A 15,583-nucleotide genomic window follows, 5' to 3' on the forward strand; every position below is an offset into this window, starting at 1 on the left:
ACATGGCACGTTTCTTTATCGACCGGCCCATCTTCGCGTGGGTCATCGCCATCATCATCATGCTGGGCGGGATGATGTCCATCCGCCAGTTGTCGCTGGAACAGTATCCCGACATCGCGCCGCCCAAGGTCAACATCAAGGCGACCTATACCGGCGCCTCGGCCAAGACCCTGGAAGACTCGGTCACCCAGGTGATTGAGCAGCAGATGAAGGGCCTGGACAACCTGCAATACATGTCGGCCAGCTCCAGCTCGGCCGGCACCGCCACCGTGGCGCTGACCTTCACCGCCGGCACCAATCCAGACGTCGCGCAGATGCAGGTGCAGAACAAGCTGCAGCAGGTCACCGCGCGCCTGCCGCAGGCGGTGCAGAACAACGGCGTGACGGTGACCAAGGCGTCCACCGACATCCTGATGGTGCTGTCGCTGACTTCGGACGACCCGCGCATCACCAACATCGACATCGGCGACTTCATCAGCAGCACGCTGACCGACCAGATCAGCCGCGTCGAAGGCGTGGGCGACGTCACAGCCTTCGGCACCAACTACGCCATGCGCATCTGGCTCGATCCGGCCAAGCTGCAGAAGTACGCGCTGATGCCCTCCGACGTCACCAGCGCGCTGGAGGCGCAGAACACCGAAGTCTCCGCCGGCGAGATCGGCGCGTTGCCGGCCATCCCCGGCCAGCAGGTCAACGCCACCATCACCGCGCGCAGCAAGCTGACCACGCCTGACGAGTTCCGCAACATCATCGTCAAGTCGTCTTCGGACGGCTCGGTGGTCAAGCTCTCCGACGTGGCGCGGGTGGAACTGGGCGGCGAAAGCTACCAGGTCGCCTCGCAGCAGAACGGCAAGCCGTCCTCGGCGCTGGCGATCCAGCTGGCCACCGGCGCCAACGCGCTGGCCACGGCCGATGCCGTCAAGCAGAAGATGGCCGAGCTCGAGCCTTACTTCCCGGCGTCAATGAAGCTCAAGACCAACATCGCCTACGACACCACGCCCTTCGTGCGCGTGTCGCTGGAAGAAGTGGTCAAGACCCTGATCGAAGCCATCGTGCTGGTGGTGCTGATCATGTACCTGTTCCTGCAGAACATCCGCGCCACCTTCATTCCGGCCATCACGGTGCCGGTGGTGCTGCTGGGCACCTTCGGCATCCTCGCCATGTTCGGCTACTCGATCAACACGCTGACCATGTTCGGGCTGGTGCTGGCCATCGGCCTGCTGGTGGACGACGCCATCGTGGTGGTGGAAAACGTCGAGCGCCTGATGAGCGAGGAAAAGCTCAGTCCCAAGGAAGCCACCCGCAAGTCCATGCAGGAGATCACCGGCGCGCTGGTGGGCATCGCCATGGTGCTGTCGGCGGTGTTCATCCCGATGGCCTTCTTCGGCGGCTCCACCGGCGTGATCTATCGCCAGTTCTCCATCACCATCGTCTCGGCCATGGCGCTGTCGGTGATGGTGGCGCTGACGCTGACCCCGGCGCTGTGCGCCACGCTGTTGAAGCCGCATGCCGCCGGCCATGTGCAGCAGGGTCGTTTCTTCACCTGGTTCAACAAGACCTTCGACCGCAGCGCCACGCGTTACCAGGGCGGCGTCGGCGGGTTGTTGAAGCGCGGCAAGCGCGGCCTGCTGATGTACGGGCTGATCGTGGCGGCCATGGCCGTGCTGTTCGCGCGCCTGCCGACTTCCTTCCTGCCGGAAGAAGACCAGGGCGTGCTGATGGCGCAGATCCAGCTGCCCACCGGCGCCACCGCCGAGCAGACCACCGCGGTGGTGAAGACGGTGCAGGAATACTTCATGAACAAGCCTGAAGTGGTGGATTCGGTGCTGGCCATCGTCGGCGCCGGCGTCGGCGGCAACAGCCAGAACGGCGCGCGCGCCTTCATCCGCCTGAAGGACTGGGACGAGCGTCGCGGCGAAGGCCAGTCGGCCACCGAACTGGTGCGTCGCGCCAACGCCGACTTCGGCAAGATCCGCGGCGCCCGGGTGTTCCTGATGAACCCGCCGGCGGTGCGCGGCCTGGGCCAGAGCTCGGGCTTCGACCTTGAGTTGAAGGACGTGGGCGGCGTCGGCCACGACACGCTGCTCAAGGCGCGCGACCAGTTCCTGCAACTGGCGCGCCAGAACCCGCGCCTGGCCAACGTGCGCATCACCGGCCTGGACGATACGCCGCAGCTGCGCGTGGCGATCGACGACCGCAAGGCCGACGCGCTGTCGATTTCCACCGCCAACATCAACGACACCCTGGCCACCGCCATGGGCGGCACCTACGTGAACGACTTCCTCAGCAACGGCCGGGTGAAGAAGGTCTACGTGCAGGGCGACCGCGACTTCCGCATGCAGACCGAGGACATCAACCGCTGGTACGTGCGCAATTCGGCCAGCCAGATGGTGCCGTTCTCGGCCTTCATGAGCAGCAAGTGGACCTTCGGCCCGTCGCTGCTGGAGCGTTACAACGGCGTGTCGTCCTTCGAGATCGTGGGCGAACCGGCGGCCGGCGTGAGCTCGGGCGACGCCATGAACGAGGTGCAGAAACTGGTGGCCCAGCTGCCGGCCGGCGTGGGCTACGAGTGGACCGGCGCGTCCTACCAGGAGCGCCTGTCCGGCAACCAGGCGCCGATGCTGTATGCGATTTCCATCCTGTTCGTGTTCCTCTGCCTGGCTGCGCTCTATGAGAGCTGGTCGGTGCCGTTCGCGGTGATCCTGGCGGTGCCGCTGGGCATCATCGGCACGGTGCTGCTGACCGGCCTGTTCGGCATGAACAACGACGTCTACTTCCAGGTCGGCCTGCTGACCACGGTGGGCCTGTCGGCCAAGAACGCGATCCTGATCGTGGAGTTCGCCAAGCAGTTGCACGAGTCCGGCAAGAGCCTGCGGGACGCGACGCTGGAGGCGGTGCAGCTGCGCCTGCGTCCGATCCTGATGACCTCGCTGGCCTTCATGATGGGCGTGCTGCCGCTGGCGGTGGCTTCCGGCGCCGGTTCGGCCAGCCGCCGCGCGATCGGCACCGGCGTGCTGGGCGGCATGCTGACGGCCACGCTGCTGGGCATCTTCTTCGTGCCCTTGTTCTATTTCCTGATCGGTTCCTGGCTGGACCGCCGCGCCGCAAAGAAGGCGGCCAAGGGCGATGGCCATGACGATCATTCCGTGCAAAAGGAGGGCGTGTGATGAAAGCGCTCACTGACAACAAGACACTCTTCCTGCAGCGTTCGGTGCTGGCGCTGACGCTGGCCGCCGCGCTGGCCGGCTGCGCCAACCTGGCGCCGGACTACAAGCAGGTCGCCGCCCCGGTGCCGGGCGACTGGTCGCAACAGGTCGACGGCAAGCAGATCGTCGCCGCCGCCGGCGGCAAGTCCGCGCAGGCGGAGGCCGACAGCATCGGCTGGCGCCAGTTCTTCCTCGACGAGCGGCTGCAGCAGGTGATCGCCGCATCGCTGGCCAACAACCGCGACCTGCGCGTGGCGGCCCTGAACATCGAGAAGGCGCGGGCGCAATACCGCATCACCGACGCCGACCGCTACCCGGCCATCTCGGCCACCGGCAGCAGCACCGCCAGCCGCACGCCGGCCGAGCTGTCGTCTTCCGGACGCGCCACGGTGTCGCGCCAGCAAAGCGTGACGGTGGGCATCAGCGCCTATGAGCTGGACTTCTTCGGCCGCCTGAAGAACCTCTCCGACGCCGCGCTGGAAACCTACCAGTACAACGTCGAGACGCGCCGCAGCACCCACATCAGCCTGGTGGCCGAAGTCGCCACCGCATGGCTGACGCTGGCCTCCGACCGCGAGCTGCTGAAGCTGGCCGAGGACACTTACGCCAGCCAGTCGCGCACCTTCGAGCTGAGCCGCCGCAGCCACGACATCGGCACCGTCTCCGGTGTCGACCTGGCCAGCCAGGAAGCCACGGTGGAGTCGGCCCGCGCCGATGTCGCGCGCTACACCAGCCAGGTCGCGCAGGATGTCAACGCGCTGCGCCTGCTGGTAGGCGCCGACCTCGACGAGAAGCTGCTGCCGCAGGGCTTGCCGCAGACCTCCGCCGTGCTGCTGGCCACACCCGCGGGCCTGCCTTCGGAAGTGCTGCTGCGTCGTCCGGACGTGCTGGCCGCCGAGCATACGCTGAAGTCCGCCAATGCCGACATCGGCGCCGCGCGCGCCGCGTTCTTCCCCAGCATCACGCTCACGGCCAACGGCGGCACCGCCAGCCGCACGCTGGGCGGGCTGTTCAATGCCGGCAGCGGTTCGTGGACTTTCTCGCCGTCGATCAACCTGCCCATCTTCAACGCCGGCAGCCTGCGCGCCAGCCTGGACTCGGCCAGGATCACCGCCGACATCGACGTGGCCAACTACGAGAAGGCAATCCAGACCGCCTTCCGCGAAGTGGCCGACGCGCTGGCCGTGCGCGCCACGCTGGACCAGCGCCTGGATGCGCAGGGCAAGTCCACCGCCGCCAGCGAGAAGTCCTTCCGCCTCTCGGAGGCGCGCTACAAGAACGGCATCGACAGCTACCTCTCCACGCTGGTGGCGCAGCGCACGCTGTACTCGGCGCAGCAGACGCTGATCTCGCTGCGGCTGACCGAGCAGAGCAACCGCATCACGCTCTACAAGGTGCTGGGCGGCGGCTGGAACGAGCAGACGCGCGTCATGGAGGAGAAGCCGGCGTCATGATCGGAGGGCGTTAACGACGCTGGGTCCCGGCCTCCGCCGGGACGACAAGGAGGAGCAGATCCGGTTCTCGGTTGTTCGAGCTCATCCTGGACCTGTCGTCCCGGCGAAGGCCGGGACCCAGTGTCTTCCGTTGTGACACGCAAGCGTCAAAAAAAAAACGGCCCGCATAGCGGGCCGTTTCACATTCAAACCAGGTAAGCGCTCACCCCATGCCGATACGCTGGTGTGGCGTCACATCCACCTCATGCGCCTCGCCCTCCACCACATCCCCGTCCATCTGCGCGGCGCTCAGCTTGAAGGCGCCGACCAACAGCGTCAGGTGTTCGGCCTGCTGGCTCATCGACTGCGACGCGGCGGCGGCTTCTTCCACCAGCGCGGCGTTCTGCTGGGTGTTCTGGTCCAGCAGCGAGATGGCGTCGTTCACCGCGTGGATGCCCTGGGTCTGGGCGTGGCTGGCCTCGCTGATCTCGGCCACGATGGCGGTCACGCGCTTGACGCTGGCCACCACTTCTTCCATGGTGCCGCCGGCTTCCTGCACCAGGCGGCTGCCGTCGGCCACGCTGGCCACCGAGCTGTCGATCAGGGCCTTGATTTCCTTGGCCGCCGACGCCGAACGCTGCGCCAGCGAGCGCACTTCCGAGGCCACCACGGCGAAGCCGCGACCCTGCTCGCCGGCGCGCGCGGCTTCCACCGCGGCGTTCAATGCGAGGATATTGGTCTGGAAAGCGATGCCGTCGATCACGCCGATGATGTCCACGATCTTGCGCGAGGAATCGTCGATCACGCCCATGGTGCTGACCACCTGGCTGACCACGTCGCCGCCCTTGGTGGCGATGTTCGAGGCTGAGTTGGCCAACTGGTTGGCCTGCTGCGCGTTCTCGGCGTTGCGGCGCACGGCCTGGGTCAGGTCGTCCAGCGCGGCCACGGTTTTTTCCAGCGTGTCGGCCTGCTGCTCCGTGCGTTCGGACAGGTTCTGGTTGCCCATGGCGATCTCGGAGGAGGCTTCGGCGATGGTGTGCGTGCCCACGCGCACCTGCTGCACCAGCGAGGCCAGCTTGTCGCGCATCAGGCGGATCTCGAACAGCAGGCTGGAGTCGTCGTCGCGGCGGGTGTCGACCGCGGCCGACAGTTCGCCGTGGGCGATGCGTCCGGCGATCTCCACCGCGTAGCGCGGCTCGCCGCCGAGCTGGCTCTTGCGGATCATCCAGGCGGTCGCCACCGACAAGGCGAGGATCACCGCCGAGCAGATCATGATCAGCCGCAGCGAGCTGTCGAACAGGCCTTCGGCGAGCGCGCTGGCTTCTTCGTTTTCCTTCTGCACCGACTTCAGCAGCACGTCGATGTCCTGCACGATCTGGCGTCGCAGCGGACTGCATTCCTTGACCAGGAAGGTGCCGTACTCGGCCAACTGGCCGGCTTCGCGGAACTTGCGCGGCTTGTCCAGTTCCTGCGCCATGGCCAGCAGGCCGGCCTTGACCTTGTCGAACTGGGCGTTGCCGGCAAACTGCGGCTCCAGTTTCTTCAGTTCGGCCAGGTAGAGCGAGCGCTGCTCATCGAGGATGGACAACTCCTTCATGGCGTCGGTCTGGTCCTGGAAGATGAAGGCATTGCGCGCCGCCAGTCCCGTCTGGTCCAGCGCCTCGCGTGCGGTGTAGAGGGGTTCCAGCTTGGTGGCGCGGACCTGGTCCTGGTGCTTGACCGCCGCCGAGATGGAGTTCATGCGCATGAGCGCAAAGGAGATGAGGATCAGCATCGACACGATCACGACGCCGAAGCCGAGACGCAGCTGAGTCCCGATGTTGAATCTGCTTAAGTAATTCATTTCAGTTCCGCCAAATCAATTCACGAAGAAAAGCCCTGCCGCGCATGCGTCGATGCATGCCGGATGCGCTCCTCTTTTCCTCCAGGCGGCAGGCGGCTTTTGCAGCGCCTTCATTCCCCCCCTGATGAGATGAATTGTAAAAGGGAACGGACGTTCAGCTATGAGGATTTTCCTGAGATGACGTAATTTTCACGACGAAGAGAGTGAGATGAGCGATTTTTATTGCTGATTGGGAATTTGTCAGTGAGGAAAAGCGAGAATTCCTGCGGGATGGCAGCGCGTCGGGCCGGTCCCGGATGAAAAACGGCGGGCGGCATCGCTGCCGTCCGCCGTTCACGGCCTTCGCGCGAGCAGGCCTGCGCTTAGCTGGCCGCGCGCACCGCCTGGCGCGCCAGCAGCACCCAGTGGCCGTGCTGCTTCTTCCAGACCTGCAGGATCTTGATGGTCACGTGGCCCGGCTTGCCGGAGTCGTTGGTGTCGGCGTCCAGGGTATGGCGCACGATGGCGTTGTCGCCGACTACCTTCACGGTCTGGTCCAGCAGCTTGATGTTGACGAAGTCGGAGGCGCCGGTCTTCAGGTCGTCAATGAACTCGGCCTGGTTCTGCACCTTGCCGCCGGAGTGGCCGTAGCTCAGGTCCTTGGAGGTCAGCGCCTCGAGCTGCTTGAGGTCGGGGTCGACCATGACCACGCGCAGCTTCTCGACGGCGGCTTCCACCGCCTGCTCTTCCTTGCCGGCGGCCGATGCCGGGGCGTTGGCCATCATCATGGTGCAGGCCAGGGCGCCGCACAGCATCGTGAATTTGTTGAACATCTCAGTCTCCTTGGTGGTTGTGGTGTCGCGTGTGTGATGTTGCGTGGATGAGGTATGTCGTCGTATGAATTGTTCGGCGCGAAGGCGTGGTCGGGCTCCTGTGGTCGTTGAAGGGAAGGGGAGAGGAAGGGCGTCAGCTGACTTCCTGCGCGCGGCGCAGGCGTTCGCGGCTGTTGGTCAGGTGGATGCGCATGGCCGCGCGCGCGAAGTCGGTGTCGCGGCGGGCGATGGCGTCGAAGATCTGTTCGTGCTCGCGGTTCACGCGCTGCAGGTAGTGGGTGAGCTGGTCGGGAGGGATGCGGCTGGAAGGCAGCCGCGTGCGCGGCAGGATGGTGGTGCCCAGGTAGTTGATGATCTCGGCGAAGTAGCGGTTGCCGGTCGCCTCGGCGATCTCCTGGTGGAAGCGGAAGTCCGGCGCCACCGTGGTTTCCGAGCGCGCCACGTTGTCGGCGAAGTCGTCCAGCGCCGCGCGCATGACGGCCAGGTTGGCGTCGCTGCGGCGCGCCGCGGCCAGGCCGGCGGTCTCGGTTTCCAGGCTGATGCGCAGCTCCAGCACGGCGAGCACTTCGAAGGAGGTTTCCAGCTCGTCCGGGTCGAGCCGGAACATCGCCGGCGGGCGCGGCTCCAGCACGAAGGTGCCGATGCCGTGGCGGGTCGCCACCAGGCCGGCGGCCTGCAGGCGGGACAGCGCCTCGCGCACCACGGTGCGGCTGACCTGGAACTGGCGCACGATCTCGGCCTCGGTGGGCAGCTTGTCGCCGGGGCGCCAGTGCTGGGTGAGGATCAGCTGCTCGAGCGCCTGCACGAGCTCGCGCGAAAGACTGCGGCGCCCCACCGAACGGGACGCAACTGTGGCTGGTGCCGGATGTTCGCCGTTGGTCTCCGCGGCGGCCATCCCGGTGCGCTGCCCAGCCTCGGCAGCGAGGATATTTATCATTGTCGTGATCAAAGTTGGGGCCGTTTCCTGTGCTTTCTCACGGCCCGGTGTTTCGTAGAAGAGACTTCCCGAATGCTATTGACAAGCTCTGATGCGCCGATAATAATCCAGTCCAAGTGATATGACAACGTACAAGATTGAACTTGCACAGGAATGCAAATCCGGCAAGTTGCTTGCAGAGATCACACAACAAGAATAATTACAAACAATCAGGAGACGGCTCTTATGAGCGGAGAAAAAGATACGGGCGCGTGGCAGTCGGCGCGCTTTTCGCGGCTCTTGCTGACCGGCGCGGCCGGCGGCGTGGGCAAGGCCTTGCGTCCCCGGCTGGCCGGTTTTGCCGAGTCCGTGCGGGTGTCCGACCTGGCGCGCGCGATGGAGTCGGCTGGCCCCGCGGCGGCCCACGAGCAAGCGCTGGCCTGCGACCTGGCCGACCGCGCCGCGGTCGACGCCATGGTGCAAGGCTGCGAGGCCATCATCCACCTGGGCGGCGTCTCGGTGGAGCGTCCCTTCGAAGAAATCCTGGAAGCCAATATCAAGGGCGTGTTCCACATCTATGAAGCCGCGCGCCGCCACAAGGTCAAGCGCGTGATCTTCGCCAGCTCCAACCACGTCACCGGCTACTACCGCCAGGACCAGAAGATCGACGCGCGCGAGCTGCGCCGTCCGGACGGCTACTACGGCCTGTCCAAATCCTACGGCGAGGACATGGCGCAGTTCTACTTCGACCGCTACGGCGTGGAGACGGTGAGCATCCGCATCGGCTCCATCTTCCCGGAAGCCAAGGACCGCCGCATGATGGCCAGCTGGATGAGCCTGGACGACTTCGAACAGCTGCTGCGCCGCAGCCTGTTTACTCCCGACGTGGGCCACACCGTGGTCTACGGCATGTCCGACAACGCCTACACCTGGTGGGACAACCGCCACGCGGCGCATCTCGGCTACGCGCCCAAGGACAGCTCCGAGATCTTCCGTGACAAGGTGGAGGCCCAGCCGAGGCCGGCTCCGACCGATCCGGTGGCGCTGCTGCAGGGCGGCGCCTTCACCACGGCCGGTCCTTTCGATCCCCTGGCGAACTGAATACGCGCGCGTTGCGGCGCCGGGAGGGCTGTTTTTCCTGTTCGGATCGTATGTTGTCATACCACTTCGGATAGCAAGACCAGCGTCATGTCCCGGCATCGCCGCCGCGCGAGCACCCGTCACCCGCTTCACGCACGACCGCATCACCTGATTTCGCAGCAAGGCAGTACCCGGGACACCGGGCAGCCCGCACGCAGCAGGACCGCGCACGCGATGCCCGAGTTTTCCGGGGTTCCGAATCCAAGGACCATTTGAACAACCGGCAGCCATGAACTTCACACTCGACTTCAGCAGTCTCGCGCCGTACTGGCCCGTGTTCCTGCGCGGCGCGTGGCTGACGCTGAAAATGACCACGCTGGCGATCATCGTCGGCGTGGCCATCGGCGTCATCGTCGCCTTCGCCAAGAGCAGCAAGAACCTCCTCGTCGCCCGCGCCTGCGGCGCCTACATCGAGGCGGTGCGCAACACGCCCTTCCTGGTGCAGATCTTCCTCCTGTACTTCGGCCTGGCCAGCCTGGGGGTGCACATGCCCACCTTCGCCGCGGCCGTGCTGGCGATGATCATCAACATCGCCGCCTACGCGGCCGAGATCATCCGCGCCGGCATCGACTCGGTGCCGCGCGGCCAGATCGAGGCGGCCGAATGCCTGGGCCTGTCCAAGTGGCGCATCCGCTGGCACGTGATGCTGCAGCCGGCCATCGAGCGCGTCTATCCGGCGCTGACCAGCCAGTTCCTGCTGATGATGCAGGCCTCGGCGATGGCCTCGCAGATCTCGGCCGAAGAGCTGACCGCGATCGCCAACACCGTGCAGTCCGACACCTTCCGCTCGCTGGAAACCTACATCGTCGTCGCCGGCCTGTACCTGGCGCTGTCGATTCTGGTCAAGCTGCTGGCCTACGCCTTCGGCGAATACATCTTCAAGCGCCGCCGCACCATCCGCCGCGCCGCCGCGCTGGCGCGCCGCAGTCCGGTGTCGAAGGTGCCGGCGCCCGTCGCGGGCCAGCCGGCGCCGGTGGCGCACGTGCCGTTCATCCACGGCATATCGATTCCCAACAGCGGCCAGGCCCGCAATACCGTCGAAGGGAGCGCATCGTGATCGGCTCATTCTCCTGGACCCACCTGTTCTACCTGGTGCAATCGATCGGCTGGACGCTGGTGCTCTCCGTGCTGGCCTTCGCGCTGGGAGGCATCGCCGGCTTCCTGGTGATGCTGGCGCGAATCTCGCCGCGCGCCTGGCTGCGCAATCCGGCGATCCTGTTCATCGAATGCATACAGGGCATCCCGCTCCTGATCCTGCTGTTCATCGTCTACTTCGGCCTGTCGGTGTACGGCTTCGCGCTGCCCGCGCTGGTGGCCGCCGGCATCGCCATGATGGTGTACACCAGCGCCTACCTGGGCGACATCTGGCGCGGCTGCGTCGAGGCCATGCCGCGTCCGCAGTGGGAGGCATCGGAATGCCTGTCGCTGACGCGCTGGCAGACGCTGCGCCTGGTCATCATCCCGCAGGCCACGCGGCTGTCGCTGCCGCCGACCATCGGCTTCCTGGTGCAGCTGATCAAGATGACCTCGCTGGCCTCGGTGATTGGCTTCGTCGAACTGACCCGCGCCGGCCAGATCATCAACAACTCGATTTTCCAGCCCTTCCTGGTGTTCACCCTGGTCGGGATCTTCTATTTCTTACTGTGCTACCCGCTGTCGCGCTGGAGCGCATCCATGGAGAGAAAGCTCAATGTCAGCAATCGTTAATCCCGAACCGGTGGTGCACGCTTCCCCATCCGCGCAACCTGGACAGCCCATCGTCAAGGTCGACCAGATCTACAAGAGCTTCGGCGCCAACCAGGTGTTGAAAGGCGTCTCCTTTGAGGTCGCGCGCGGCGAGATGATCGCCATCATCGGCGCCTCCGGCTCGGGCAAGAGCACCGCGCTGCGTTGCATCGACCGGCTGGAGACCATCGACTCCGGCCACATCGAGGTGGCCGGCATCCGCGTCGACGATCCCGACGTCGACCTGCACAAGCTGCGCCGCGAAGTGGGCATCGTGTTCCAGAGCTACAACCTGTTCCCGCACCTGACCGTGCTGGAAAACGTGATGCTGGCGCTGCGCCACGTGAAGATGCAGAGCAAGGGCGAGGCGCAGAAAGTCGCGCTGGCGGCGCTGGCGCAGGTCGGCCTGGACGAGAAGGCCGGCGCCTATCCCGAGCAGCTCTCGGGCGGCCAGCAGCAGCGCGTGGCGATCGCCCGTTCGCTGGCGATGGCGCCCAAGGTCATGCTGTTCGACGAGGTGACCTCGGCGCTGGACCCGCAGCTGACCGGCGAAGTGCTGCGCGTGATGGAAGACCTCGCCGCCGGCGGCATGACCATGATCCTGGTGACGCACGAAATGAACTTCGCCAAGCGCGTGGCCGACCGCATCATCTACATGCACCAAGGCCGCGTGTGGGAAGTCGGCCCGGGCGAGATGCTGGACAACCCGCATACCCCGGAGCTGCAAGCCTTCCTGGCCGCAGACCTGTAATTTTCGACAACGCAGCACCCGCAACACAAACAAGAAGAAGCATCCACCGACACTAGACCGGAGACCTACCATGCAACTGAAGAAAATCTTTACCCGCACCTGTATCGCCGCCCTGATGTCCGGCGCCTTCTCGCACGCGGCCATGGCCGACCAGTTGGACGACATCAAGAAGGCCGGCAAGATCCGCGTGGCCATCGCCATGGGCACGCCGCTGTTCAGCTACGCCGACGACAAGCTGCAGCCCACCGGCTCCGACGTCGACACCGCCAAGCAGCTGGCCCAGGACCTGGGCGTGCAGCTGGAGATCGTCTCGGTCACCAACGCCGCGCGCGTGCCGACCCTGCAGGCCAACCGCGCCGACATCGTGGTGGCCGACCTGTCGATCACGCCCGAGCGCCAGAAGGTGATCGACTTCTCGATCCCCTACGCCGTCATCAGCATCATCGTCGGCGGCCCCAAGAGCATGCAGATCAAGGACTATCCTGACCTGAGCGGCAAGCGCGTCGGCCTGACCCGCGCCACCGTCAACGACACCCTGACCACGCAGCAGGCCAAGGGCGCCGAGATCGTGCGCTATGAAGACGATGCCACCCTGATCACCTCGATGGTGACCGGCCAGGTCGAAGTGTTCTCCAGCACCCCGTCCAACCTGCAGGAAATGCAGAAGAAGGCGCCGGGCAAGAACCTGGAACTGAAGTTCGAGCAGAAGGTGTTCGACCTCGGCATCGCGTTGAACAAGAACCAGCCGCGCCTGAAGGACTGGATCGACAACTGGGTCAAGACCAACATGAAGAACGGCAAGCTCAATACCATGTACAAGAAGTACCACGGCCGCGACCTGCCGGCCTCGGTGCAGAACGTGCAGTAAGTTTTCCTCGATACCCCGGCGCGAAGCACCTGCGTCGCGCCGGGTTTGTCAGCTCCATCTCCACACCCGATTGCCGGCTCGTTTCGAGCCGGTTTTTTTTCGCGCGTGGCGCGGATCAGGCCAGGGGCGGGCGCTCCAGTTGCAGCCAGCGCTGCACCGAGGGGCGTTGCCATTGCTTGCGCGCGTAGATCGCCAGCCGCTCAGGGACCGCGTCGCCATGCAGCGCCAGCCGGTTGATCATCAACGCGAGATCGGTGTCGGCGATGCTCCATTGCCCGAAGAGATGGTCGGCGCCGTGCGGCAGCAATTGCTCGGCCGCCGCGAACAGGCGCTGCGCGCAGACCTCTGCCGCCACCGACAACGGCAGCTTGCGGGCGCCGTAGAACACCACCTGCGTATTGCGCTCTTCCCGGATGGGGACCAGGTCGCTGCGCAGCCATGCCTGCACCTGGCGGGCGCGCGCCCGCTGTGCGGGATCCTGCGGATACAGGCGGGGGCCGGGCAGGATGTCGTCGAGATATTCGGTGATCGCCGAGGATTCGGACAGCGCCAGCGCGCCATGCTGCAGTGTCGGCACGCGCGCCGTCAGCGACAGCCGTGCGTAGGCGTCGGTCCGGTTGGCGCCGGCGTCGAGGTCGAGCGTGCTCATCTCAACATCTTGCGCCTTCTCGGTCAGCGCGACGAAGACTGACATGGCATAGGGGCTGGCGAATTGCGCATCCACGTGGAGATGCAGGGAAGATAGCGTCATCGTTGTTCTTTCTGATGTGGGGTAAATGGAGGAAGTGCGCCGGCGTTCACAAGGCCAGGTCGCGGATGCGGTCCCAGTGCAGCGCCAGCCGCTCGCGCAAGGTCGCGCCGGCCGGCACGAAGGGCAGGCGCAGCTCCGGCGAGCACCAGCCCTGCAGCGCCAGCAAGGCCTTCAGCGGCGCCGGGCTGGGTTCGGCGAACAGGTCGGCCACCACGGGCTGCAATGCGGCGGCGATGCGCCGCGCCTCTTCCAGCCGGCCCAGCGCGATCAGTTCGCCCATGCGCACATGCCATTGCGGCTGCACGTGGGCCGAGGCCGCGATCACGCCGCGCGCGCCCAGGCACAGCGCGGAGAAGTTCTGCGCGTCGTCGCCGGACAGTACGGCCAGCGGGGTCTCCTGCACCAGCCGCAGCATGCGTTCGTTGTTGCCGCCGCACTCCTTGATGCCGGCCACGCGGCGGTCGCGCGCGAGCTGCTGCAGCGTTTCCAGTTCGACGTTGACGCCGGTGCGGTAGGGGATGTTGTAGACCAGCAGCGGCAGGTCGGCCGCTTCCGCCACCGCCTCGAAGTGACGTCGCACGCCTTCCTGCGAAGGGCGCACGTACAGCGGCGGCGTGACTAGCAGCCCGGCCGGACGCAGCGCCGCCAGTTCGCGCGCGCGCGTCGTGGCGGCGGCGGTGGAGGCCACCGAGATGCCGAGCACCAGCGGCATTGCGGGCACGGCCGCGCGCAGCGTGGCGACCAGCGCCTCCTGCTCGCCCACCTGCAGCAGCGCGCCCTCGCCGGTAGTGGCGCCGACCACCAGTCCGGCGATGCCCTGCGCGGCCAGATGGCGGGCCAGCCTGGCCAGCGCCGCGTGATCGATGGCGCCGTCAAGCAAAGGCGTGATGATGGGAACCCAGACGCCGTTGAAACCTGTTTGCATAGTTACCTCGTGAAGAACGATTGAAGGAATCGTCCCTCCGGCATGGCGCCGGGCGAGGTCTGAAGAGGGGATGGTAGAGGTGATGCGACCGTTCAGTCCCGCCAGGCGATCCGCCGGACGGGACACGACGTCCCCGTCAGCGGAGCAGCCGTTTTTTGGTTTTCAGCGCGGACATGGCCACGACTCCCGCCGCGGGGGCAGGCATGCTGAACGGGATGATCTGCGCGTTGTGCATGGTCGTGGAAATGTCGGACTGAACCGTGATGCTAAACCAGATTGCGCAACAGCGGGTGGGCTATCGCGCGCGCGGGGCTCAATGGTCCCATTCGCCGCTTTCTTCCAGCAACACCTTCCGGACTTGGGTGACGGTGAGGGTGCCGTCCTCCAGCACCACGTAGCGCACCGCGCCGTTGCGGAACTCGTAGCCGAGGAAGCGGCAGGGCGTGACGCCGTCGGCGCACAGCGTATGCAGCGTGCGCCCGCGCAGCGCGATGCCCTGGCCGGTCTTGCGGTGGGTGCCGCGATAGGAGACGTCGTCGCAGCCGACCACGCCTTCCTCGCAATGCTCCTCGATCTGGATGACGAAGCTGGGCGTGGTCAGCGTATCGGCCCGCGCAGGATGGACAACGGCGGCCATGAAGAGCGCCGCCGCAAGCCAGGTGCGGCCAGGCAGGGAAGATGCAGGTTTCATCGCACGCGGCTCCGGGACGATGGCGGGCTCAGGCGCCGACAGGGGCGTGGCACACCACTTCGATATTGTGGCCGTCCGGATCGAGCACGAAGGCGCCGTAGTAGTCCGGATGGAAATGTGCGCGGATGCCGGGGCCGCCGTTGTCGCGTCCGCCCGCGCCGAGCGCCGCGCCGTGGAAGGCATCCACCGGTGCGCGCTGTCCGACCCGGAAGGCGACGTGGATGGGCGGCTGGTTGGGCGTGCCGCGGCTGATCCAGAAATCGGGTTTGCCGTTCTCGCCGAAGCCGGCGACGTCGGTGTGGCCGGTGACGGCGGCGGGCACTTCCATGATCAGCGTGTAGCCGATCGGCGCCAGGGCCGCTGCGTAGAAGGCTTTGCTTTTGGCGAAGTCGCTGACGATGACGCCGGTGTGGTCGATCATGCTTCGGTCTCCTTGGATATTGGGAAGTGCGATCATAGGGGGCGCGCCGCGCTGCGGTCAATGCGTACCGACGAGTCGGCCGAGATCACTTATCATGCCAG

14 protein-coding genes are annotated in these 15,583 nt (G+C 65.9%); 7 read left to right on the plus strand and 7 right to left on the minus strand.

What is annotated here, in order from left to right:
• Positions 1 to 2: 2 nt before the first annotated feature.
• Positions 3 to 3,167 carry an efflux RND transporter permease subunit gene (locus CEJ42_RS14385; protein ID WP_088751536.1) on the plus strand — a complete coding sequence of 1,055 codons (3,165 nt, stop codon included), beginning with the start codon at positions 3 to 5 and terminating at the stop codon, positions 3,165 to 3,167.
• Positions 3,167 to 4,660 (plus strand): efflux transporter outer membrane subunit, encoded by a 1,494-nt coding sequence (locus CEJ42_RS14390; RefSeq protein WP_088751537.1) that lies wholly within the window; start codon positions 3,167 to 3,169, stop codon positions 4,658 to 4,660. The genes CEJ42_RS14385 and CEJ42_RS14390 overlap by 1 nt, the downstream gene beginning before the upstream one ends.
• Positions 4,661 to 4,862: 202 nt before the next feature.
• Here CEJ42_RS14390 and CEJ42_RS14395 read toward each other — a convergent pair whose 3' ends face one another.
• From CEJ42_RS14395 to CEJ42_RS14405, 3 genes are all read right to left on the minus strand, one after another.
• The gene (locus tag CEJ42_RS14395; RefSeq protein ID WP_088751538.1) at positions 4,863 to 6,482 is read right to left on the minus strand and encodes a methyl-accepting chemotaxis protein; all 1,620 of its coding nucleotides are present in this window, start codon (positions 6,480 to 6,482) and stop codon (positions 4,863 to 4,865) included.
• 362 nt (positions 6,483 to 6,844) lie between these two features.
• Complete coding sequence (locus CEJ42_RS14400; protein ID WP_079217626.1) at positions 6,845 to 7,294, minus strand: nuclear transport factor 2 family protein; 450 nt, start codon at positions 7,292 to 7,294, stop codon at positions 6,845 to 6,847.
• Between the two features lie 133 nt (positions 7,295 to 7,427).
• The gene (locus tag CEJ42_RS14405) at positions 7,428 to 8,231 is read right to left on the minus strand and encodes a FadR/GntR family transcriptional regulator (protein ID WP_237772401.1); all 804 of its coding nucleotides are present in this window, start codon (positions 8,229 to 8,231) and stop codon (positions 7,428 to 7,430) included.
• 225 nt (positions 8,232 to 8,456) lie between these two features.
• On the opposite strand from CEJ42_RS14405, the gene CEJ42_RS14410 reads away from it, so the two are divergent.
• The 5 genes from CEJ42_RS14410 (at position 8,457) to CEJ42_RS14430 (ending at position 12,694) form a co-directional block, all read left to right on the plus strand.
• Positions 8,457 to 9,311, plus strand: coding sequence for an NAD-dependent epimerase/dehydratase family protein (locus tag CEJ42_RS14410; protein WP_079217628.1), 855 nt, complete (start codon positions 8,457 to 8,459; stop codon positions 9,309 to 9,311).
• 268 nt (positions 9,312 to 9,579) lie between these two features.
• Positions 9,580 to 10,407 (plus strand): amino acid ABC transporter permease, encoded by an 828-nt coding sequence (locus CEJ42_RS14415; protein WP_088751539.1) that lies wholly within the window; start codon positions 9,580 to 9,582, stop codon positions 10,405 to 10,407.
• On the plus strand, positions 10,404 to 11,057 hold the full coding sequence (locus tag CEJ42_RS14420; RefSeq protein WP_079217630.1) for an amino acid ABC transporter permease: 654 nt from the start codon (positions 10,404 to 10,406) through the stop codon (positions 11,055 to 11,057). The genes CEJ42_RS14415 and CEJ42_RS14420 overlap by 4 nt, the downstream gene beginning before the upstream one ends.
• Positions 11,041 to 11,826, plus strand: a complete 786-nt coding sequence (locus tag CEJ42_RS14425; RefSeq protein WP_079217631.1) for an amino acid ABC transporter ATP-binding protein — start codon at positions 11,041 to 11,043, stop codon at positions 11,824 to 11,826. The genes CEJ42_RS14420 and CEJ42_RS14425 overlap by 17 nt, the downstream gene beginning before the upstream one ends.
• Before the next feature lie 70 nt (positions 11,827 to 11,896).
• Positions 11,897 to 12,694 (plus strand): transporter substrate-binding domain-containing protein, encoded by a 798-nt coding sequence (locus CEJ42_RS14430; RefSeq protein WP_088751540.1) that lies wholly within the window; start codon positions 11,897 to 11,899, stop codon positions 12,692 to 12,694.
• A 115-nt stretch (positions 12,695 to 12,809) separates the two neighbouring features.
• Here CEJ42_RS14430 and yfcF read toward each other — a convergent pair whose 3' ends face one another.
• From yfcF to CEJ42_RS14450, 4 genes are all read right to left on the minus strand, one after another.
• On the minus strand, positions 12,810 to 13,445 hold the full coding sequence (gene yfcF, locus CEJ42_RS14435) for a glutathione transferase (RefSeq protein WP_088751541.1): 636 nt from the start codon (positions 13,443 to 13,445) through the stop codon (positions 12,810 to 12,812).
• Positions 13,446 to 13,491: 46 nt separating this feature from the next.
• On the minus strand, positions 13,492 to 14,370 hold the full coding sequence (dapA, locus tag CEJ42_RS14440) for a 4-hydroxy-tetrahydrodipicolinate synthase (RefSeq protein ID WP_088751542.1): 879 nt from the start codon (positions 14,368 to 14,370) through the stop codon (positions 13,492 to 13,494).
• A gap of 313 nt (positions 14,371 to 14,683) precedes the next feature.
• A complete protein-coding gene (locus CEJ42_RS14445) occupies positions 14,684 to 15,007 on the minus strand; it encodes a hypothetical protein (RefSeq protein ID WP_088751543.1) in 324 nt (107 codons plus the stop codon).
• An 82-nt stretch (positions 15,008 to 15,089) separates the two neighbouring features.
• Positions 15,090 to 15,482, minus strand: coding sequence for a VOC family protein (locus CEJ42_RS14450; RefSeq protein ID WP_088751544.1), 393 nt, complete (start codon positions 15,480 to 15,482; stop codon positions 15,090 to 15,092).
• Positions 15,483 to 15,583 lie beyond the last annotated feature (101 nt).

Source organism: Herbaspirillum robiniae (genome assembly GCF_002213415.1).
In the GTDB taxonomy this organism is placed as follows: Bacteria; Pseudomonadota; Gammaproteobacteria; order Burkholderiales; family Burkholderiaceae_D; genus Herbaspirillum; species Herbaspirillum robiniae.